Raw genomic sequence first — 19,950 nt, forward strand, 5'->3', positions numbered from 1 at the left:
ACTCCAGATGCCCAAGAATGAAACGAAGCGTCTGCTGGCGACCCTGTTGCTGGCGATGGCCGCCGGCACCAGTGTCGCCGCCGAATCGCCAGCCATGCGCCTGGACCGGCCGCAGGAAGCACCGCTGGTTGCCGTGGTCGCTGCTGGAAATCGATTGGTCGCCCTGGGCGACCATGGCGTGGTGGCGCTCTCCGACGATGGCCTGAATTGGACCCAGTCCGACAAGGTGCCGGTGGACACACTGCTCACCGCGCTGAGCTTTGCCGATGCACAGAACGGCTGGGCCGTCGGCCATGGCGGTGTACTGCTGAGAACCACGAACGGTGGCCAGACCTGGACACTTCAACAGCGGCTGGAGGATGCGCCGGTGCTGCTCTCGGTGTGGTTCGAGAACGCACAGCACGGGATCGTGGTGGGGGCCTATGGCTATGCCAGCGAAACCCGCGACGGCGGCACTACCTGGAATCGCCTGACGGTCAGCCCGGAAGGTGACGACTACCACCTCAACCAGATATTCCCAGGCGCGAACCACAGTCTGTTCATCGCGGCCGAGGGCGGAAACGCCTACCGCTCCCTTGATAACGGACAGACCTGGCAGGCAATGGACACGGGTGCGAGTGGTTCGCTCTGGTGCGGCACCGCCTTGCGTGATGGTCGAGTGTTGCTGGCGGGCATGAGTGGCCGCGTGCTGCTCAGCGACGACCTGGGCGACAGCTGGCGTGAAATCGACACCGGAAGCACCAACGCGATCACCGACATCCGTGCGCTGGCAGATGGACGAGTGGCGCTGGTGGGCAACGGTGGTCTGGTTGCGATCGCCGATAGCGACCTTGCCGGATTCACCACAGCCATGCGTCCGGATCGACAGAACCTGGCTGCCCTGGCACCGCTGCACAATGGCGAGCTGCTGATGCTGGGAGAGTCCGGCGTGATTCCCGAGTCAGCCACACAGGCGCCGGGGAAGTCAGCCCAGTAGTCCGGTAACCGTCCCCGCTGAAGAGCACCCACTATTTCGCCGCAGGGAGCCGTCACTTGGCCTCCCTGGGGCTACTCGTCAAAAGGAATACCCATGAACAAGCCTGAAATTATGAGTACCGTCGAATGGCAGGCTCGCTGCGACTTGGCCGCGCTGTATCGATTGATCGCGCACTTTCGCATGACCGACCTGATCGACACCCACCTGACCCTGCGCGTGCCGGGGCCAGAGCACCACTTTCTGATCAACCGTTATGGGGTGCTGTTCAACAGGATGAAGGCGTCCGATCTGGTCTTGATCGACCAGCACGGCAAGGTGGTCGATAGCAGGGGGACAGACCTTCGGGTCAACGCGGCCGGCTTTGTCATTCACTCGGCCGTGCACATGGCCAGGCCAGACCTGATGTGCGTGATCCATACGCACACAGCGGCCGGGATAGCCGTAGCTGCCCAGGAGCAGGGGCTGTTGCCGATCAGCCAGCATGCGCTGAAGTTCTACGGCAAGGTGGCCTATCACACCTATGAGGGCATCGCCTTTTCGTGTGATGAGCGCGAACGACTGATTGCCGATCTCGGGACGCACAAGGCCATGATCCTGCGCAACCACGGCCTGTTGGTGGGGGGCGGCAGCGTGGCCAAGGCGTTCCACGAAATCCATTTTCTGGAGCGTGCTTGCCAGGCGCAGATCCAGGCACTGGCCGGCAGTAGCAAGCTGGTCTACCCGACGAAGGAAGTGTGCGAACACACGGCGCGGCAGTTCGAAGGGGAGAATATCGACAGCATTATCGACATGGCCTGGGAAGCGGCCTTGACGCTGATTGAAGACCAGCGCGAGTCGTATTGTTCGTAAGGGAAAATCCTGACTACCGATGAATTGGTCAGTTCGATCAAGGCATCAGCAGCAGCCTCTGCAGTGTGAAGGCAATCCTTAATCAAGTTTGAGTCAGGTCTTGCAAAGGATTTGGAGGCAGCCCTTAGGGGAGGGGCTCATACAGAAGTAACGCCTTCGAATCTAACCGCCCTGAACGAAAACGGCCTAATTGAAATGCTATAAGAACGGAGTTTGACAATGATCTTCCAGACGCTTAATCCCGCAACCGGTGAACTCATCAAAACCTTTGATTTTCAGTCTGATTCGCAGGTCTCGGCGGCGCTGAACGTTGCCGATGAAACCTATCAGCAAGACTGGAAACTTCGGTCTGTTGCTGACCGGGCTCAAATCGTAAAGCGCGCAGCTGCCATCCTTCGCAAGAACGCCAAAGAGTACGCGGGCTACCTGACCCTGGAGATGGGGAAGCTGATCGCCGAAGCTGAGTATGAGGTAGAGTTGTCGGCGGCGATCCTCGACTATTACGCGGATAACGCTGAAGAGTTCCTGAAGCCGCAGCAGCTGCCAGGTGCATCCGAATCGCTAGTTGTCACTGAACCGATCGGTGTTCTGGTGGGGATTGAGCCCTGGAATTTCCCCTACTACCAGCTCGCTCGAGTTGCTGGCCCTCAACTGGTTGCAGGCAACGTCTTGCTCATGAAGCATGCTCCCAGCGTCCCTCAATGTGCATTGGCCTTTGCGCGTCTGTTCGAGGAAGCTGGCGCACCGGAAGGAGTGTACACGAACCTTTTCTGCACTGTTGATCAGATTGGTCATGTGATCGACGACTTTCGTGTTCGCGGCGTAATGTTGACTGGCAGTGAGCGTGCGGGGGCAGCAGTTGCGGAGCGTGCAGGGCGAGCACTCAAGAAGGTCATTCTCGAGCTCGGCGGCAGCGATCCAATGATCGTGCTGGAAGACTCTCCGCTCGATTCTGTCATCGCAGCGGCTGCTGGCAGCCGCCTGCTCAACATGGGCCAAGCCTGCGCGGCTACCAAGCGGCTCATCGTTGTAGGTCAGGAGCGTGGTGGGCAGGTTCTCGACGGCCTTGTAAAGGTCTTCAACAGCATGAAGGCAGGCGACCCCGCCGATCCGACTACCACCATCGGTCCGCTTTTCTCAGAAGCAGCCCTAGACAATCTGCTTCGACAAATTGACGGTGCCGTCAAAGCCGGAGCTACTCTCGTTACGGGCGGTAAACGCATTGATCGTCCAGGTTTCTACCTCGAGCCGACGATCATTACCGGTATCAGCAAAACGAACCCGCTCCACAAGGAGGAGGCATTCGGCCCGGTCCTGACTGTATACATCGTCGAGACCGAGGAAGAAGCCATTGCCGTAGCCAACGACACGCCATACGGGTTGGGATCTTCTGTAATGACAGCTGACCTAGAGCGTGCAAAACGCGTAGCAGCACGGATTGAAGCTGGCATGGTGTTCATCAACTCTGGTGTTTATACCGGACCGGAAACTCCATTTGGAGGCGTGAAAAACTCCGGCTTTGGCCGCGAACTGGGTGCGGCAGGTATTGCTGAGTTCGTCAATCGCAAGCTGATCCGAGTCGCCAGCGCAGGATAGTGGAGCGCTGAGTGCAAGTGACCCTCCATCAAGGGTCACTTGCACTTTATCCCCTTCGACTGAAGTCTCTTGAAGGCGGTCTGATAGCTCGTTGGTTCTTTGCCTGGGACTTCTAGAGACAGGTGCCTGTCAACGAGGAGCCTTAGATCAGAAGCGCCACGTCGCGCCGCCACCGATGATGTGCAGCGCAACGTTGTGGTAACTGCCGGAAAGGGTAGTGCCGAACCGGCTCTAGGTCTGTTCGTTGTCCATGTCACCGAGCCAGGCGAGGGTATAGGCCAAGTGCACGTCGAGGCCTTCTTCAAGCTGATAGTTGACCCCCGTGGCCAGGCGCCAGGTTTCGCCCATGGAGTTGTCCACGGTGCGGTCCTTGTCGTCGACCGCCGAGCTGTCATAGCACAGGCCCATGTTCCAGTGCAGCTGTGGATTAATCTGATACTGGGCGCCTACCGAGGCGTGCCAAGTGTCCTTGTATTGGCGGTCGACGGTACGGTGTCTACCAGTAAGGGACAAGCAGGCGCCTGCAAGTTGGCAGTGCCAGCGCTTGCGGTTGCTTTGTCTCGCTCAGCTGCATCACCTCAATCTCATGGTGCAGCTCAACCAGGAGAATAATCCAGTAATCCTGGGGGACAGCTATGTTGCTGGAGGGGACGGGCAACGCGCTGTGGCAAACGATGTATCGGGCGGCTGAAGCCTTTTCGCGGCAGGCCGCCTATCCCGCCCACCCGTTCCCGCACCTGGAGTCGGACGCACACTGTGTGCTTTGCCAGCAACCCTACGCAGCGGACGCGGCCGAGCGCATGCGTCGCTTCGCAGCCTTCGTGGCCGATAGCGCCACTGCGGACGCCCAAGCCGCCAACGTTGCGCGCCTGGAGGCGCTCGAGAAGGTAAAGGCGGTCGATCGCAGCGTTCTGGACGCGCCCACGCTGGCTGAGGTGGCTGAGCGTCTGCCTGATCTGCATGTCGCCATAACGGCAGCGGAGTCCGTCTGGGCCGCCCGGCACGCCAGGGTCACCCAAACCTTGGAAGCCGGGAAATGGCCCCGGAGTCAGCGCCGCTTCCGCCGGAAGCGAACCTGGATGGTGTCTTCGCCGCCAAGACCGCCTCGCTGCGCGCGGACGCCAAGACCCTGCGTGACTCCGCTGATCCCGCCGTACGGTTGGCCCTGACCCGGGAGCTGGCGGAGCTGGAGGCTCGACAACGCCTGTCCGGCCATCGCGCTGCAGTTGAGCGTTTTATCCAGGACAGCCAGGTGCATGACAACCTGAGCTGCTGTCATGGCGCGCTCAACCCACAGGCGGTGTCACGCAAAACTGACGGCCCTGGCCGCGACGCATGTGACCGAGGCCTTGGCCACCACCATGAATGCCGAGTTGAAGGCCCTGGGCTACAAGCGCCGGGTACAACCGGACCTGACCGGGCGTACCGATCTCGGCGTGACCAAGGTGACGCTGCGCCTGAAGGACATCAGCGCAAAAGCCTCCAAGGTGCTGTCGGAAGGTGAACAGCGCGCCTTGGGGTTGGCCATGTTCCTGGCTGAACTCGAATCGCTGCCGCACACGTCAACGGTGGTGTTCGACGATCCTTCCACCTCCTTGGACCATGTGTTTCGCCAGGCCATCGCCCGACGCTTAGTGACCTTGTCCGAAACACGGCAGGTACTAGTGCTCACCCATGACGCCGTGTTCCTGACCGAATTGGCCATGGCGCTTCAGCGTGCGGGAAGCTCGGCTAATTACAAGACCATCGGTTGGGATGACTCGCCAGGGTTGGTGAGCGAGGGGCTGACCTGGACCACGATGGACACTAAGGCCCGCCTGGCTGATCTGCGCGAGCGAGTGAAAGCCCTGAACACCATCGACGGCAGTTATCGGGGTTGGGGGAGCAACGGAACAGAAAGTGCACTTAAGCTCAGTCGCTGCCCCGCAAACCCTTGCAACGTCTGGATAGTTTCGAAAAACGACCGTTTTATGAAACCGTTTCCGCTATCGCGAGGAAAGGTCACCAACACCCGAAAATCAGTGCAATAAACCTTTCTCACGAATCAAAGTTCGTTAATTCGCAGTCGCTGACGAGTAAAACGAACTCTAATTCGGCTTACGTTGGTTTTCAGTTCCATTGCTCCCCAACCCCCGAGTAGTTGAAGAACTGGAATCCAACAACACCCAAAAACAGGACCATAGATGCAGCAGTGCAGCGGATGACAATGCGCTTCATAAAATCGCTCCCTGATTAGTAGGATGCTGCCGGCACAGTCGGGTGCTCGGCATCAAGGCGTTCTTGGCAGGTCCGAGAATTGGTCAGGCGATTCTGCAAATCGGCAAGCTCCGTTTGCAGTCGCGCAATCGCCTCATCAAGGTGTTTCGCTTCCAGATGCGCATAACGTTTAGCCCAGCCAATGACCTCATCGCGATCAGCGCTGTACTTGTTGTCATACATTAAGTCGCCGGCATGCGTCGTGTTAGGCCAGCCCAGGGCTTCGCACGACTTTTCGATAATGTCGGCGCCCTCGTAGGTGAAGACTGGGATAGCTGCACCAAAGGTGTCTTCGGCCTGGAGGTGAGCGAGTATTTCCGCTGGCGATGCGCTTGCTAACGCTGGGTAACTCTTATTGAGGAACCGCCCAAAAGCTTCGTTCTCTCGGACTCGCCCGCTCACTGGATCGATGATCACAAGGTCGTGGACGTAGCGGCTGCCAATGCAGATGCCCTTGGGCGTTACGCACACGATGTGGTCGATGCCATAGGCATCCTTGAGTGATTTCCAGCCCATTCTGACCCCTCGGTTTGAAGATGAAGTTCGTCCCCTGGTTCAGGTGAGCGCCCTGGTGACACCTGCCGGCGTTTGCTGTCGCTGCGAAGGGGCCTCCTGCCACGTCAGCCCATCCCTGTGGCCAGTTCCGCGTGCAGGACTACCGGGTTCCGCTCAGGGCACTCACCTGAACCAGCACAACCAGGAGCATAACGGCGACAACTTGCCAGCCACCACCCAACCCGGAGCACTTGCCGGCGCTGGCCCAGGCACCGCCCTTAACTGTCACCAGACAGCTTGAGCCGCATGTAACACCTGTACGGTCGTTACACCCCTTAAAAGGCCGAAATCCGAGTATCGCTATCCGCGTTGGCTGCACATTGGCTCTGGCACTTGATTCTATTCTTTATCAAATCTCAGGTTTTGCGGCGCAGCAATGGCGCGTTACTCTTTATGTGTTATCGTTATTTGCGTTATCCTCTATGTTACTACACGGCGCAAAATCAAAATTCGGAGAATCCCGCCATGACGCCAATTAAACGCCAGCAGCCCGTCACCCTGGCCGAGGTCGCTGAGGCCATGCGGGAGCTGCAAGAGGAAGGCACCGATACATCCGTGAGGGCAGTCAGGGCCAGGGTTGGCCGGGGTTCGAACACCACCCTCATGCGCTTCATCGATATGGTCCGCTCTGGCAGCGCCAGCCCACAGCAGCACCTGGACGAGTTCCCAAGCCGCCTCGAATCCCTATGTCGGGAAATGGTGCAAACCCTCGGCGACCTTGCCGATGAGCGAGTAGCCAAAGAGCGGGCAGAAGTGGAGGCAGTGAGGCGCAACATCGAGGCGCGCTGGAACACCCTGCTGATGGAGAAAGAGACGGCGGTCAACGCCTTCGAGGCGGAGAAACGGATCACCACGGACCTCACGCAGCGCCTGGAGGCCCTGACAACGAAGCTCGAATCCGTCACTGCTGATCGGGATGAACAGAAAGAACGTGCCGGCGTCGCCGAGGCGCTGAACGAGCAGCTGAATGAGCGACTGCTAGGCCAAAACAGCCAGATCGTCGAAATGAAGGCTATGGCTGAGCACTACGAGCAGCAGGTGGCTATCCAGCGAGAGCAAGATGCTCGTAGGCATGGAAAACAGATCGAGGGCCTGGAGAGCAGCCTCCGCGAATCTCACGTAAATGAGCTTCGACTAACTGAGCAGCTGGGCAACGCGAAGCGGGAGCTGGATCGCCTGACAAAAGATGGCGAACTACTCGCTCGCCGAGCGGGTCATGCAGAAGCACAGCAAACCAGACTGGAAGCTCTGGTCAGCGACCTCTCGGTCGAGCAGCTTGAGTTCAAGCGCCGCGAAAAAGAGCGCGAGGACAAACTGACCGCCGCCGTCAGCACCAGCAGCGAGCTACAGCGCCAGCTTGCCAGCATGCAATCGCAGATCATTGAAGTGCAGGCTCGCAGTGCCAAGCAGCTGGATGATATGGCTGCTGACAATCGCTCGGTGATCGCCAACCTTGTAGAACACTCTCGCCGAGTGTTCGAGCTTGCAAACCATACCAAGGCCAAGGAAAGCCCTGACTTCAAAGAGCTGGCCATTGCACAGCGCGAGATTGAGCGGATTTTCCATAAGGCCTGATCGCTATGACCAAGCAAAGAATTCATCTGACCCCTGCCGAGGCTGCTGAGAAAGGGCTTCGCTGTCGGAGCTACCTGAAAGCTTTACGCTTAATGCCGGCCCCGGACGCCCGGCCTGCCGGGACTGTCTGGCAGGGACAGGGGGCTTACAACGTATACTCCGTAGAGGATTGCGTGCCATGGCGATGGGCACCTGGGCCAGCCCAGCGGCGTCGCCAATCAGTTTCCGCTCAGGCACAAGGCTTGATCGATCAGCAGTGTGTCGTGATGGATACCGAGTCCACAGGCCTTGGCTCCAACGATGAGGTCTGTGAGATTGCCATTGTCGATATAGACGGCAATCCGCTTCTCGACACACTGATTCGCCCCAACAAGCCGATACCGAAAGAGGCCACAGCAATCCACGGCATCACCGACGCCATGGCGGCCAACGCGCCGAGCTGGCCCGATATAGCCGAGCAATTCGCGACTGTGGTCAGGGGCCGCACAGTCGTAACGTACAACGCTGCTTTTGATGAACGGCTCATTCGACAAACCCACCAACTCCATGGTCTGCCAGCGCCAGCCCTCACAACCGCATGCTTGATGCGGATGTTTGCCACCTGGAATGGTGAATGGGACAAAGGCCATGAGCATTGGCGCTGGCTGAAACTGATCGAGGCTGCGACCGAGTGCAGCACGGAAACTGGGGGCGCTCACCGCGCCATGGCCGATGCCCGGATGGCTCTGAGCGTGTTGCGCTACCTGCAACGACACCGGAATGGTAAACGCCCAGATCGAAAGACAATGGGCACGACTCAGCCCAGCTGATAGGGGCCTTGATCAGCGCCGCAGAGAAAGGCCCGCAACCTCAGAGCTGCGCTCGTCATCCAGGGAGTGGTAGTAAATGTTCTGAGTCGTAGCCAAGCTCTTGTGCCGCAGGTCTGCCTGGAGGTTTTTCGGATTCCTGTGCGGGGCGTCGAAGGTGGCCCCAGTATGGCGAAGCCAGTGCAGGCTGGCAGAGCGCAGCTCGCTAACTTCATAGTCCGGGAAGCCTTCCTGTTTCATCCTGGCAACTGTTCGATCCAGCACAGCCTGAACATCGGCGCTGATTTGCCGAGCCTTCAATCCGGGCCGACCGTGTACGGTAGTTAGCAGCGGCACAGCGTCTCCGGGAGCAGGGTAGTCAGAAAGACCACGGAAGCGGCGGAAGCGGATCAGGTAGTCGATGCAGTCCGGTTTCACTGCGATACGAGCCTGGACGTTCCCCTTACCGACAACGTGATACCACCAAGCATCGCGCTCCCGGACAAACGATCCCATTTCTGGAACCCACTCGCCATTACCTGCAAGGTCGCTCACGCGCAGGTAGCAGCCGAACATCATGACGATGCAAAACAGCGTCCGCTCTCCAGGACTGGGTGACTCTTGCGCCATCAGCTCGGCAGTTTCAAGCAGGAACTCCCATTGCAACTTCGAGAGCGACTTCTGCCTGGGCATCTTGAGCGTCTTGGATTTGTTCTTCTTCATGTCTCGCTTGATGAGGACGCATGGGTTGCTGTCCATCACCCGGTCAGCAGCACAGTAGCTGAACAGGGAGTTGAGAACCGCGTAGACCTGCTTGAGCGAGCTATCGGCCATGTTGAATGTTGGAGCAGGCACCTCTCGGTTACTCTCCAGGGCGTTCTTGCTGGCAGACTTCTGCGTCCGCATCAAGAAAGGGCGCCAAGCCGGATTGGGTTCATACAGCCCGTCGATCATGATATACCGAGCATGAATGACAGTACCGATCCAGCTAGGGTCGGGCTTCTTGCAGAAACTGAGGAAGTCCTCCACGTCACTGCGTAGGAACTCGCGAAACGACTTTCCTCGAATGTTCCAGGCCCAAAGGAGAAGCCTCTCCACTTGGGTGCGGTAATTGTTAAACGTGGTCGGCGTGTCGTCGTAAGCATTCAAGAACTTACGAACGGCATCGTAATCCGCACGCGCATCGAACTTAGACTGGAACCCTGCCAAGTATTCAGTAATGTAGGGGCGGTCATCCTCATACTCATCAACGCCGGAGTTTGTGACTTTCGCATGCGTATCGAACAGGGGAATAAATCGAATGCTGGCGGAACCACTCAGGGCAGTCTTCGAATTACGTTCGGGCTTGAGTGCAGGATTGGCTTGCATATTCACGATTACACCAAGTCTCAACCATAGGAGCTAGAGCCAGTATAAAGCTAACCGAGGGGGAGGGGAGAGCAAACAACAACATAGTCTTAGAGCAATGTCTGATAGCAGAAAGGATCAACGTAAATGGCTGAAATGATTTGCTTTTTAATTATTTTTTGGCGACTGCGACGCGCCTCCATCAGAAGCTCGAAACTCACATTTTTCAAGGCAAAAAAAAGCAGGCGCGGGGCCTGCCAAACGCTGTTGATCGATTACTGTGCGTATGCGCTGTAACCCATGCCACTTAATCCAATCTGGGCTACCACAGTGAACACATAAAACCACATCAGCATCTTCACGTTGTGCCGATGGGCAATCCGCACCCATAAGAAACAGAAGGCAATACTCATCAGCGGCAGGGATAAAAGGCCGGCAATCCAAAGACCCTCAATCCAGATATAGCCTGCGAATACCAACCCAAACAGCAGCTCAATGGCTGGATATTTCCAGCTGATACGAGCGCCGCAGTCATTACATTTTCCGCGCAGCAGCAGCCATCCGATAACTGGAATGTTGTGCTGAACCTTCACCGTGGAATCACAACATGGGCAAGCAGATCGGGGAAATGCCAAGGTGAACTTGCCGTGCTTGGCCATCAGCTGCTGGAGTACGACCCCATCCGCGTACTCGCCGAGCCCTTTCATGATCGGCCAGCGATAGCAGAAGACATTCACGAACGAGCCAACGCAAAGGCCCAAGACACCGAACCAGAGCACAACAATCCATCCGTTCGAGAGGTCTGCAACGCTCACTTTACTGGGGATTCCATGCGCACTTGGACACCCAGTCCACGAACACTTGGACAGCGATTCCACGCTGACTTGGACACTCATTCCACGGCCCCTTGGACACTGATTCCACGAGCACTTGGACAGTGATCTCTCACTGATCCGACCCCACGCTCAGGCAGGCAGCAACGCAGGATTATTCACTACCATCGACCTCTTTTCTCGAAGCGAAGAGGTCGTCGTGGAGCGTATATCCATGCGTAAAATCCGAGAGGTACTACGCCTAAAGTTCGACGCCGGCCTGTCCGTGCGCAAAATTGCCACCAGCCTACGCATCAGCAGCGGCAGTGCCGGCAATTACCTGCACCGCTTCAACGCTTGCGGGCTGACTTGGCCCACGCAGTTGTCGGACGCCGAACTGGAGCGATGTCTGTTCCCGCCAGCGCCGACGGTTCCTAGCGATCAACGTCCGATGCCGGACTGGGCTCATGTCCATGCCGAGTTACGTCGCCCCGGCGTCACCTTGGCCCTGCTCTGGCAAGAGTATCGGCTCACCCATCCGCAAGGCTTCCAATACAGCTGGTTCTGCGAGCACTACCGCCTCTGGGCTGCCAAGGTCGACGTGGTCATGCGCCAGGAACACCGTGCTGGCGAAAAGCTGTTCGTCGATTACGCCGGCCAGACCGTGCCGGTCATTGATCGGCGAACCGGCGAGATCCGCCAGACGCAGATCTTCGTCGCCGTCCTCGGCGCGTCCAGCTACACCTTCGCCGAGGCCACCTGGTCGCAGAAGCTGCCTGACTGGCTGGGCTCGCACGTACGCTGCTTCGCCTTTCTCGGCGGTACATCGCAGATCCTGGTACCGGACAATCTGCGCAGCGGCGTCACCAAGGCGCATCGCTACGAGCCGGATATCAACCCCAGTTACCGCGATCTCGCCGAGCATTACGGCGTAGCCGTGCTGCCCGCGCGCTCGCGTAAACCCAAGGACAAAGCCAAGGTTGAAGTCGGCGTACAGGTCGTCGAGCGGTGGATCCTGGCGGTGCTGCGCAACCGCCAGTTCTTCTCCTTGGGCGAACTCAACACAGCCATCGCGCTGCTGCTGGATCGCCTCAATCAGAAGCCCTTCAAGAAGCTGCCCGGCTCACGCCGCTCGGCCTTCGAGACCATCGACCAACCCGCACTGCAACCGCTACCAGAACATCCGTATGTCTACGCCGAATGGAAAAAGGTGCGGGTGCACATCGACTACCACGTCGAGGTCGACGGCCATTACTACTCGGTGCCGTACCAGCTGGTGAAACACCAACTCGAAGTGCGGCTAACCGCGAAGACCGTCGAGTGCTTCCACGCCAACCAGCGTGTGGCCAGCCATCTGCGCTCGCCGCACAAAGGCCGCCACACCACCCAAACCGAGCACATGCCCAAAAGTCACCGCGAACATGCTGAATGGACGCCGCAGCGACTGATCCACTGGGCTGAGCAGACCGGGCCGAACACCGCTGGTGTCATCGCTCATATCCTCGAACGCCGAATCCATCCGCAGCACGGCTTCCGCGCCTGCCTGGGGATCCTGCGCCTGAGCAAACAGCACGGCGAAGAGCGGCTGGAAGCCGCTTGCCAGCGAGCGCTGGCACTGGGCGCGTGCAGCTATAAAAGCCTGGAATCGATCCTGCGCCAAGGGCTGGAACGGCTGCCGCTTGCCCAGCAAAACCTGCCGTTACTGCCCGAAGAACACATCAACCTGCGCGGCCCTGGCTACTACCACTGACCTGAAAAAGGAGCACCAAAATGCTGCCCAACCCGACACTCGACAAGCTACAAACCCTGCGCCTGCACGGCATGATCAAGGCGCTTGGCGAACAACACGCAACGCCTGACATCAACGATCTTAGCTTCGACGAACGCCTCGGTCTGATGGTCGACCGCGAGCTGACCGAGCGCGAAGACGCACGCCTGACTACTCGCCTCAAGGCCGCACGACTGCGCCATAACGCCTGCCTGGAAGACATCGACTACCGCAGCCCGCGCGGCCTGGACAAATCTCTGATCCTGCAACTGGGTAGCGGCCAGTGGCTGCGCGACGGCCTGAACCTGATCATCGGCGGCCCAACTGGCGTAGGCAAAACCTGGCTCGCCTGCGCGCTGGCTCATAAGGCCTGCCGCGACGGTTACAGCGTGCGTTATCTGCGCTTGCCGCGCTTGATGGAAGAACTAGGCCTGGCCCACGGCGACGGCCGCTTCGCGAAACTGATGGCGGGTTATGCCAAGACCGACTTGCTGATCCTGGACGACTGGGGCCTGGCGCCGTTTACCGCTGCGCAACGGCGCGACATGCTTGAACTGCTGGACGACCGCTACGGCAACCGCTCGACGCTAGTGACCAGCCAGATGCCAGTGGACAAATGGCACGCACTGATCGGCGATCCGACCTTGGGCGATGCGATCCTCGACCGGCTGGTGCACAACGCTTATCGGATCGAACTGAAGGGCGAATCGATGCGCAGACGCGCAACGAAATTGACGGCGACAGAGACTTCAGACTAACAATGCAAACCTGCGTCGCTGCGCTCCGACTGCCTGTCCAAGTGGACGTGGATCAGGTGTCCAAGTGAGCATGGAACGAGTGTCCAAATGATCGTGGGCTGAGTGTCCAAGTGTCGTGGAATCCGCACACTTTACTCGCCCCCGACTTCGATCTGAGGGAGAAGATCGCGCAGGATCGGCTCCAGTTTTTCTTTGCTGATCGGCTTCACGATTACTGCGTCCGCACCACGGTTCAGAGCCAGCTCATGCAGGGCGGAGTCTGTGGATGCAGTCACGATGATGATCGGGATGAAGCTGGTGGAGTTGTACTGCTCCTTGATACTGGCCAGCTCACCGATACCGTTATGCAGGTCGCCAATATGAACGTCCATGAGCATCAGATCAGGATGTGGCTCGCGCTTGAGGCCCGCATGGAACTCTGACGGCGTGCCATAAACCTCCACCTCGGTGAAGTAGTTCTTTGCCACCTGAGTGGCAAGGTACGAGTCGGTTCGAGAGTCGTCGAGGATAATTACTTTCATCAAATCACCAAAAAGCAGGCATAAAGCCTGCTCCAGAGGGGTGGTTAGTAGGGCGAGTATTTCGCCTCAATGAGGCGCTGCTCGCGGATGTGCTGCTCGTAACTGAGCTTTTTATCTTCCATCTGCTGGTCGATCACGCTCAGGGCCTTGCGCTTTTCCCGCTCAACGAACTCTTGAGTCGCGTAGTAGTTGCGGTTCTTCGCGCTCTGGGCCGTGTCGTAGGGCATCCAGATCGGCCCGAGGAAGGGGTAGAGGGGCAGGGTAGTTACCGCAAGGACTGGGTGGCCAGTAAAAAAGTACCCAGCCATCGGGAGCACCCCAAGAGCCGCAGCAGTGCCGACGCTCTTTTCTTCGACCTTGAGCCCCTTCTTCTCGTAAGCATCCAGCTCACGCTTTTGCCCGTCGCTCAGATGAGTGGTGCAACCAGTGGCCATGATCAGAGCGCCGACCAGGGCGAAGAAGGGGAGTTTGATGTGCATCATTTGGAGCTGCCTTATTGGTGGTGATGCAATAGGTATAACGAACACAAGCCTCGGCTAAACGCCCGCTACCTGAGCCAACTCAAATCCCCAAAAACCAACACGGGAATCGACGAAGGAGGGCGCAGAACCAGTCATTTCGCCGCTGATTGAGGCCTGCACACGTTATCCAGCTTTGGAGGATGAATCATCCGAACTCGATGCACTTTCATCAGCCGATCCAGGGGAATCGCTAATTCACAATTCAATAAGCGAAATATCCAATGTAATCAACGACTTGATGGCGTAAGCCTGCTGCGCCGGTTTATTGGCTGGGGGAGAGGGCAGGTTCTCACGGCCACGTTTCGACAATGGCCGGATCATCCCCTGGATGCGCCGGAATTCGAAACAGGCCCTGCGGCAACTTCTCACGAATCGTAGCCAGATCGTCAGCCAACAGCACATCAGCAGTTGAGTCTACCGTTGAGCCCACAAGCCATCTACGGACCACAAACTGACTTGGGAAATCGAGCGGCCTTTCGTACACAGTCCACATCGAGAGCCGTCGATCACTAATCACGCACGCCCTCCATCCTTGCGAATTCTCATTCACGCATCCCAGCACGACCGTCAACCATCAGGTGCAGTTGCCAGCTTTGCGGAACCCTGCCGCAACGGCTTCTTGCTCGGTTGCGAACAGGACCCGGTTATTTGTGCCGACCTGGGCATAGCTCGGGCAGCCTTGCGGCAGGTGATAGACACCGCTGCGCTTGTTACCGTACACAGGCCCTGCCTGACGAACTGCTAACTGGCCTTGCTGGGCTGACGCCGAACGCTGCATGCTGGGCTGCTGCCTTGTGCTTGGCGCTACTCCCAGAGCCTGCGGTTTGTATCCCTGAACCCATTTCCGCTCGCCAGTAACGAACGGATTGTGGTGGCCCATCGCGTAAGCGATTCGCCTGTCTCGCTCGCGCTCCAAGGCCGAAACTGGATAGCTCCTATCCCAAGCAATCAGCACCTGTTGCTGTTTCTCACTGAGCCTGATGCTGTATCGGTCAGCCATGTAGAAGGTTATGCGAGCCGCCATGCCCTTGACCTCATTCCGTGGCTCGACGACCCGGTACGATGTGCTCACCTTCGTTGTACATGCCCCCAATGGCAGCGATGCGCCAGATGCCATGCCATAGGAAATATTGGAGCGGAGGGCGTTAAGGCTGCCCACGGAAGGTACAAGGTTGTGCATGTCGGCCTCCATCATGTTGAAAACCGGATCAGTCCGCTGACAGTTATCCCTGCCGCCGCTGCGCCAGCATTGCCGCTGTTGGCCAACGGCAGAAATTGGCAGCACATGCTCCCATTCAAGTCGTGCGGATCGATCTACATGCTTGTTCGTTTGAAGCCCACAACCGGATAGCTCCATCTTCCCACCGGACTTACCAACCCACTGCCATTTACAGCCGCAGTAGAAGTCACCGGCTTCGGAGCGATTTTGATCTTGGTAAACGTGCTGGCGAAGCAGGCGCTTTGCCTCCGAGAAATTGTCGGGCGCGGCGACAACGGGCAATGCCGTGAGAACAATTGCCAGCGTGGCAATGGCTTTCAATCGGCATTGTGCTCGAACAAAGAAAGCGTGAATGGACTCGCTACCTGTCCGCCAAATCCATCCTTGGGTATTGAGCTGCTGCACCTGTTCGTCACCTTTGCCTGCTATCGGATTTAAAAAGGTAACGTCTGGTGCAGGCTGCGTCGCCTCTACTCAGTGCAGATTGTCGCGTCCCTATCAGGACGCGAGCAGTTGCCTCCTGGTGTGGAACAGAATCAGGAACACGCCGAACGTGAGCCACGAAATTGAGAAAAGGGCGATGATCAGGTTGAAAGTCAGTTTGAGGTCGAGCGTCGTATCAGAGAACGCCTTTGGCGTCGTGAATACTCGAATCGCTCCATCCTTGAAGGCATAGACGCGAAGAAACTCCGGCCTGTTGATGTAGAGCACTGGGTTTCTCGAAAGAGCCTTATCGACCCACAGCTTTGACGGTGACTCGTAGGTCTGTGCGAGCGCCTGCTCCAGCAGCACCAGCACTGACGGCGGCAAGTTTGCCTCTTGGATTTCTGACGCTTTAGATGCGGTCCAACAGTCGTCGTCGCATACCTCGCGACCAAGAGCTGATGCCAGAGGTTCGAGAGCGCTGGCCGGAAGTGGTGAAACCACAAGCCGGGGCTCTGCACCTGAGCGGCGCCCAGCAGCAAACAGAGCCGGCTCAACGAAGCCGTCATCATCGAAGTCGTAAGCGTGGAGCCACGCATGTATGAAGGCTTCGGATTCAAGCAAGGTAGCGATGATCGACTTTGAGAACGGCAGTAGCTCAGGGTGATCATCATTCAACGCGAAACATCTAGCGACTCCACTCGAATCGCATCCTGGCCCCCCGTATGCGGATTCCATCAATGGAGAGAGCCAGCTCAGCGGGAGAAGTGATTCTGATACACGAACTCCTTGTCCTTTGACCGTGGCAAGCCCCAACCAATGGTCGATGCCGTCCCCACGTCGCACCCAAGCATGGGTAGCCAGCGCCTCGGCGAAAATTGCCTTGTGTGCAATCGGGAGCTGAGGATCGAGCAGATGGTCGTCTGCCCAGTTCAGCCCACCGAGGCTGATGTACTGACAGTCGAAATCCATTGCCTGACAGGTGTCAGCCGGATCATCGAGCCCGGCAAGACTGTTCAGGTTATCCGCGTAGACTCGCTCAATAGGCTTGTACGTGACATTCACGATGGACAGGTGAAAGCCAAGTGTCGAAACAATGCTACCCCCCAGCATGACCGTAGCGAAAATCCTAGTCGTCGTCCGCAGGTGCTCCCTCGAACAGAAGTAGACACCAGTCGCTAGAACGGCAAGCTGCACAGGCACAACGAAAAGTTGGGCATTCAACTCATGAAGGTTGACTCGAAACGTCCTGGAGTACCATTCCGAGAAGTCATAGACGTTGAGCCCGATCTGTAGCGCCAGCGTCACGGGAGGTATTGCCAGCAACAGCCTGACGTTGGTCTTACGCACGAACATGTGAGCGACCGCGAAGACAACGAAGGCGCGAAGCAAGTAGTCCCTGTACTCGAATGTGAGGGAGCTGAGGGAGGTGCCGGAAATCAGATGCGGCAGTGCGCCGACTAGCAGTAGCCACGCGCTCCATAGCAGAGCTGCTGCGAATAATGCCCAGGTTCTTCTGAGAACCCATTCCTTCGCATTGGCGTCAAAGCGCACCTGAGCGTTGCTTGCAGTACCCATGCGCCTAGGCCCCATCTTCGTCGAAAGAGCCATCAGGCTCGCCATAGAGCGCATCCCAGGCCTCCTGAACAGCCTCGCCGGCTGCATCGTAAATCTCAGCCTCTGTGACGGTATGGAAGCCAGCCGCGACCCACAGGACTCGGGCATCGTGCATCGAAAGACCACGGCAGGCCGTCTCAACAGCGTGATACACACGCGCCTGCCACTGCTCGAAGATTTGGCTATACGGAACTGATGCCTCCAGATGGCGTAGCACTGTGCTCGCCGGCACGTACTTGTCGCCAAACCAGATGGGCACAATGCTTGCGCGAGCTAGAAGACTGGGGGCCTCCTGGTGGAATAGGTCGTGCAGCATGAAGTCGCAGCTGAGGCGAAGTGCTTCCGCCTGCTGAGCAAGCCAAATCCGATCATCGGACGTGAGTTCTGTGCGCAGCATGAATCTCTCCAATAAGGGCTGTGATCGGGGAGGATATGCGCCTGCGGCATGACCGTGCCTTCGAACCAGCAGCACTTTCTATGAGCACCCGCTTGTCAGGTTGCGCTAAAGCTATTGCTGTCCATAATCGGTGGAGCACGCGTAATTCCACGCGTGCATTTCGGAGGTATCACCATGAATTCGGTGATTGATGAAGCCTCCAGCAAGATCGATGATCTGTTGGAGAAAGTATCCGGCCCAACTGGCCGGTTCGGGCATACAGGCGAACGCGCCTTCGCCATGGGGAAGGAAGGCATCTATCCAGCAGTGATCGCGGCGCAGCTGACTGCGACTAGCAAGAAAGGCCATCGCTACAGCGCCGATTTTGCAGAACAACTGCAAAATCTCTACGACGACTGCCTCTCGGGAACACCCATTCCGAAGAAAGTGGCCAAGGCCCTGATCAAGGATCAGCGCCGGGTTGAAGGTCAAGATGGTGATCTGCTGCCGGCGTAAACGATCAGGGCGCGATTGCCGCGCCCTGATTCAATGTCGTTTCGGGCCAGTATGCGGCCTCCGAGTGGGTTCCCAGCCCACAGCCATAAATACTAATTATAAAACTAATTAGATAAATGAGTCGCTGGCTCAGCCCTCTTGGCGCTCATTCCACCAAGCCCTCCCGCAGCAAAATTTGCCCCATGTTCCCTCCCTGCATCCTTCGATAGATCACAGTTCGTTATCAGCGTAGCTGGTCTTTGAAAAATGTAAAAAATACCTTTTAGTTTGTTTTTTTACAGGATATAAAAATCACTTTAGGTTTTTTTATAATAAATTCAATGAGATAGCATAATTACGATATTTAAGAGTCACCTACACCAAAACTGAGAAAAACCAGAGCGCTCCAAGCAATAGCAATAAGCGGAAACCATAAACCACTATCTTTGGCCTGGGCTGATCAATGCCCCACTGATTCACACTATAGCTCAGGCTGCAACGCGTGCATTTGAAGCTTTCTGACGGAAAGTCAGAAGTCGTGTCTCGACCCAGGCTCTCTGGGACATGGCCAAACCATTCACATACCTTGCTATGCATGCTATTTAATTCCGTTGCAAAGCCAACCAACAACAAACTCTGCGACCGCACGGTGTTCGTTACAGCCGAATGAGTGTTTCTCTGCGCTTTCCTTTGAAGTGCCTGATTTAGCCCAGAAATCCAATAAAGTCCCAGTCTTAACTACGAAAGATTCATCATCAGGACAGGCAAATAGGTTGCACTTCCTTGAGCCATCCCAAATGCTCAATTGGAGCCCTATATCATGATAATTTCTGAAATATCTAACATGAATATCGACCAGATCAGGAGAGTCTTCTTCTAAAATTGCTTCAATGATAGCGAGCACAGCCTGAGCCTGCTTTAGCTGTGGGTTTGTTCTTAATTTCGCCATAGAGAACTCCTGGCCATTAGCAAATAACTGCTGGATAAAAAGAGCTAGGCGCGTTCATCGGCTGACGCACCACCACTCCAAGCCACAACGTCAGCATGCAGTGTTTTATGACGTAACCACGCGCCGTATCTAATGTTCATTACAAATTAAGTTTCCGGGTGAAATCTCCAGCGAGAACATTCTACCTGCTCGCATTGCACGCACCCTCGAAAATGAGCAAGCAGCAACAGCGATAGTTAATGATGACTTTCCGACAGCATGCAATGTAACAACAAGGTTACGCCTACTGTCATCACGCTTACTTTCAAGTAATGGGTCAGCCGGAACCGTAATAAGCCTAAGATCATGATGTAATCGCAACTGCATTTAGAGCCCCTATTTCGTTGCCGCAGCGTAGTGCCCAGCTTCGTTTTTCACTGCGAGCCCTACTTTCACCAGTTTCTGGCACAACGGCGAGCCAAAGGAACTGTGGCGCCCTTCCTTACCGAGCTGATTCCCAACCTCGCGACCAACTTCGGTTGGCGACACGAATTCCGGGCATTTGCTTTCCAG

18 protein-coding genes and 1 pseudogene are annotated in these 19,950 nt (G+C 57.0%); 9 read left to right on the top strand and 10 right to left on the bottom strand.

From position 1 onward, the window contains the following. The first annotated feature begins 7 nt into the window (after nt 1-7). The 3 genes from AC3IYG_RS23275 (at nt 8) to AC3IYG_RS23285 (ending at nt 3,421) form a co-directional block, all read left to right on the top strand. Nucleotides 8-976 (top strand): WD40/YVTN/BNR-like repeat-containing protein, encoded by a 969-nt coding sequence (locus AC3IYG_RS23275; protein WP_487382934.1) that lies wholly within the window; start codon nt 8-10, stop codon nt 974-976. 93 nt (nt 977-1,069) lie between these two features. Then, nucleotides 1,070-1,825 carry a class II aldolase/adducin family protein gene (locus AC3IYG_RS23280; RefSeq protein WP_487382933.1) on the top strand — a complete coding sequence of 252 codons (756 nt, stop codon included), beginning with the start codon at nt 1,070-1,072 and terminating at the stop codon, nt 1,823-1,825. Nucleotides 1,826-2,044: 219 nt separating this feature from the next. Then, nucleotides 2,045-3,421, top strand: a complete 1,377-nt coding sequence (locus AC3IYG_RS23285) for an NAD-dependent succinate-semialdehyde dehydrogenase (RefSeq protein ID WP_487382932.1) — start codon at nt 2,045-2,047, stop codon at nt 3,419-3,421. A 147-nt stretch (nt 3,422-3,568) separates the two neighbouring features. Here AC3IYG_RS23285 and AC3IYG_RS23290 read toward each other — a convergent pair. After that, nucleotides 3,569-3,922: pseudogene (locus AC3IYG_RS23290) on the bottom strand (outer membrane protein transport protein); the annotation flags it as partial. A 776-nt stretch (nt 3,923-4,698) separates the two neighbouring features. On the opposite strand from AC3IYG_RS23290, the gene AC3IYG_RS23295 reads away from it, so the two are divergent. Beyond that, a complete protein-coding gene (locus AC3IYG_RS23295; protein WP_489332325.1) occupies nt 4,699-5,451 on the top strand; it encodes an AAA family ATPase in 753 nt (250 codons plus the stop codon). A 202-nt stretch (nt 5,452-5,653) separates the two neighbouring features. Here the strand turns inward: AC3IYG_RS23295 and AC3IYG_RS23300 are convergent, their stop codons facing one another. Further along, nucleotides 5,654-6,193 carry a hypothetical protein gene (locus tag AC3IYG_RS23300; RefSeq protein WP_489314077.1) on the bottom strand — a complete coding sequence of 180 codons (540 nt, stop codon included), beginning with the start codon at nt 6,191-6,193 and terminating at the stop codon, nt 5,654-5,656. A 504-nt stretch (nt 6,194-6,697) separates the two neighbouring features. Here AC3IYG_RS23300 and AC3IYG_RS23305 point away from each other — a divergent pair. Both AC3IYG_RS23305 and AC3IYG_RS23310 read left to right on the top strand, forming a co-directional pair. Continuing rightward, entirely contained in the window at nt 6,698-7,807 is a 1,110-nt protein-coding gene (locus AC3IYG_RS23305; protein ID WP_489314076.1) for a DNA-binding protein, read from the top strand. A gap of 242 nt (nt 7,808-8,049) precedes the next feature. Then, nucleotides 8,050-8,616: a 3'-5' exonuclease gene (locus AC3IYG_RS23310; protein ID WP_489314075.1), complete on the top strand. Its 567-nt coding sequence runs from the start codon at nt 8,050-8,052 to the stop codon at nt 8,614-8,616. Between the two features lie 12 nt (nt 8,617-8,628). Here the strand turns inward: AC3IYG_RS23310 and AC3IYG_RS23315 are convergent, their stop codons facing one another. Continuing rightward, nucleotides 8,629-9,960 (bottom strand): tyrosine-type recombinase/integrase, encoded by a 1,332-nt coding sequence (locus tag AC3IYG_RS23315; RefSeq protein ID WP_489314354.1) that lies wholly within the window; start codon nt 9,958-9,960, stop codon nt 8,629-8,631. Nucleotides 9,961-10,214: 254 nt separating this feature from the next. Beyond that, nucleotides 10,215-10,754: a prepilin peptidase gene (locus AC3IYG_RS23320; protein WP_489314074.1), complete on the bottom strand. Its 540-nt coding sequence runs from the start codon at nt 10,752-10,754 to the stop codon at nt 10,215-10,217. A 232-nt stretch (nt 10,755-10,986) separates the two neighbouring features. Between AC3IYG_RS23320 and istA the strand changes: the two genes are divergently transcribed. Both istA and istB read left to right on the top strand, forming a co-directional pair. Continuing rightward, a complete protein-coding gene (istA, locus tag AC3IYG_RS23325; RefSeq protein ID WP_025163931.1) occupies nt 10,987-12,501 on the top strand; it encodes an IS21 family transposase in 1,515 nt (504 codons plus the stop codon). Between the two features lie 20 nt (nt 12,502-12,521). Further along, nucleotides 12,522-13,277, top strand: coding sequence for an IS21-like element ISPsy14 family helper ATPase IstB (gene istB, locus AC3IYG_RS23330; RefSeq protein ID WP_025163932.1), 756 nt, complete (start codon nt 12,522-12,524; stop codon nt 13,275-13,277). 131 nt (nt 13,278-13,408) lie between these two features. Here istB and AC3IYG_RS23335 read toward each other — a convergent pair whose 3' ends face one another. The 5 genes from AC3IYG_RS23335 to AC3IYG_RS23355 form a co-directional block, all read right to left on the bottom strand. Next, nucleotides 13,409-13,798: a response regulator gene (locus AC3IYG_RS23335; protein WP_489314073.1), complete on the bottom strand. Its 390-nt coding sequence runs from the start codon at nt 13,796-13,798 to the stop codon at nt 13,409-13,411. A gap of 44 nt (nt 13,799-13,842) precedes the next feature. Beyond that, on the bottom strand, nt 13,843-14,280 hold the full coding sequence (locus AC3IYG_RS23340; RefSeq protein WP_489314072.1) for a hypothetical protein: 438 nt from the start codon (nt 14,278-14,280) through the stop codon (nt 13,843-13,845). A gap of 613 nt (nt 14,281-14,893) precedes the next feature. Next, nucleotides 14,894-15,943, bottom strand: a complete 1,050-nt coding sequence (locus AC3IYG_RS23345) for an endonuclease (RefSeq protein WP_489314071.1) — start codon at nt 15,941-15,943, stop codon at nt 14,894-14,896. A gap of 93 nt (nt 15,944-16,036) precedes the next feature. After that, on the bottom strand, nt 16,037-17,584 hold the full coding sequence (locus AC3IYG_RS23350; RefSeq protein ID WP_489314070.1) for a hypothetical protein: 1,548 nt from the start codon (nt 17,582-17,584) through the stop codon (nt 16,037-16,039). Further along, a complete protein-coding gene (locus AC3IYG_RS23355) occupies nt 17,544-17,975 on the bottom strand; it encodes a hypothetical protein (RefSeq protein WP_489314069.1) in 432 nt (143 codons plus the stop codon). Before AC3IYG_RS23355 ends, AC3IYG_RS23350 begins: the two co-directional genes overlap by 41 nt. A 174-nt stretch (nt 17,976-18,149) precedes the next feature. Between AC3IYG_RS23355 and AC3IYG_RS23360 the strand changes: the two genes are divergently transcribed. Then, complete coding sequence (locus tag AC3IYG_RS23360) at nt 18,150-18,470, top strand: hypothetical protein (RefSeq protein ID WP_489314068.1); 321 nt, start codon at nt 18,150-18,152, stop codon at nt 18,468-18,470. 577 nt (nt 18,471-19,047) lie between these two features. Here the strand turns inward: AC3IYG_RS23360 and AC3IYG_RS23365 are convergent. Further along, nucleotides 19,048-19,398, bottom strand: coding sequence for a hypothetical protein (locus AC3IYG_RS23365; protein ID WP_489314067.1), 351 nt, complete (start codon nt 19,396-19,398; stop codon nt 19,048-19,050). Nucleotides 19,399-19,950 lie beyond the last annotated feature (552 nt).

The organism is Pseudomonas sp. KH_027 (assembly GCF_057838565.1).

Bases quoted from the DNA above. Each gene is read 5' to 3' on its own strand.
- istB (WP_025163932.1), top strand. From the start codon at position 12,522: ATGCTGCCCAACCCGACACTCGACAAGCTACAAACCCTGCGCCTGCAC.
- AC3IYG_RS23300 (WP_489314077.1), bottom strand. From the start codon at position 6,193: ATGGGCTGGAAATCACTCAAGGATGCCTATGGCATCGACCACATCGTG.
- AC3IYG_RS23355 (WP_489314069.1), bottom strand. From the start codon at position 17,975: ATGCTGCGCACAGAACTCACGTCCGATGATCGGATTTGGCTTGCTCAG.
- AC3IYG_RS23315 (WP_489314354.1), bottom strand. From the start codon at position 9,960: ATGCAAGCCAATCCTGCACTCAAGCCCGAACGTAATTCGAAGACTGCC.
- AC3IYG_RS23350 (WP_489314070.1), bottom strand. From the start codon at position 17,584: ATGGCGAGCCTGATGGCTCTTTCGACGAAGATGGGGCCTAGGCGCATG.
- AC3IYG_RS23365 (WP_489314067.1), bottom strand. From the start codon at position 19,398: ATGGCGAAATTAAGAACAAACCCACAGCTAAAGCAGGCTCAGGCTGTG.
- istA (WP_025163931.1), top strand. From the start codon at position 10,987: ATGCGTAAAATCCGAGAGGTACTACGCCTAAAGTTCGACGCCGGCCTG.
- AC3IYG_RS23285 (WP_487382932.1), top strand. From the start codon at position 2,045: ATGATCTTCCAGACGCTTAATCCCGCAACCGGTGAACTCATCAAAACC.
- AC3IYG_RS23360 (WP_489314068.1), top strand. From the start codon at position 18,150: ATGAATTCGGTGATTGATGAAGCCTCCAGCAAGATCGATGATCTGTTG.
- AC3IYG_RS23340 (WP_489314072.1), bottom strand. From the start codon at position 14,280: ATGATGCACATCAAACTCCCCTTCTTCGCCCTGGTCGGCGCTCTGATC.
- AC3IYG_RS23275 (WP_487382934.1), top strand. From the start codon at position 8: ATGCCCAAGAATGAAACGAAGCGTCTGCTGGCGACCCTGTTGCTGGCG.
- AC3IYG_RS23335 (WP_489314073.1), bottom strand. From the start codon at position 13,798: ATGAAAGTAATTATCCTCGACGACTCTCGAACCGACTCGTACCTTGCC.
- AC3IYG_RS23305 (WP_489314076.1), top strand. From the start codon at position 6,698: ATGACGCCAATTAAACGCCAGCAGCCCGTCACCCTGGCCGAGGTCGCT.
- AC3IYG_RS23295 (WP_489332325.1), top strand. From the start codon at position 4,699: ATGGCGCGCTCAACCCACAGGCGGTGTCACGCAAAACTGACGGCCCTG.
- AC3IYG_RS23280 (WP_487382933.1), top strand. From the start codon at position 1,070: ATGAACAAGCCTGAAATTATGAGTACCGTCGAATGGCAGGCTCGCTGC.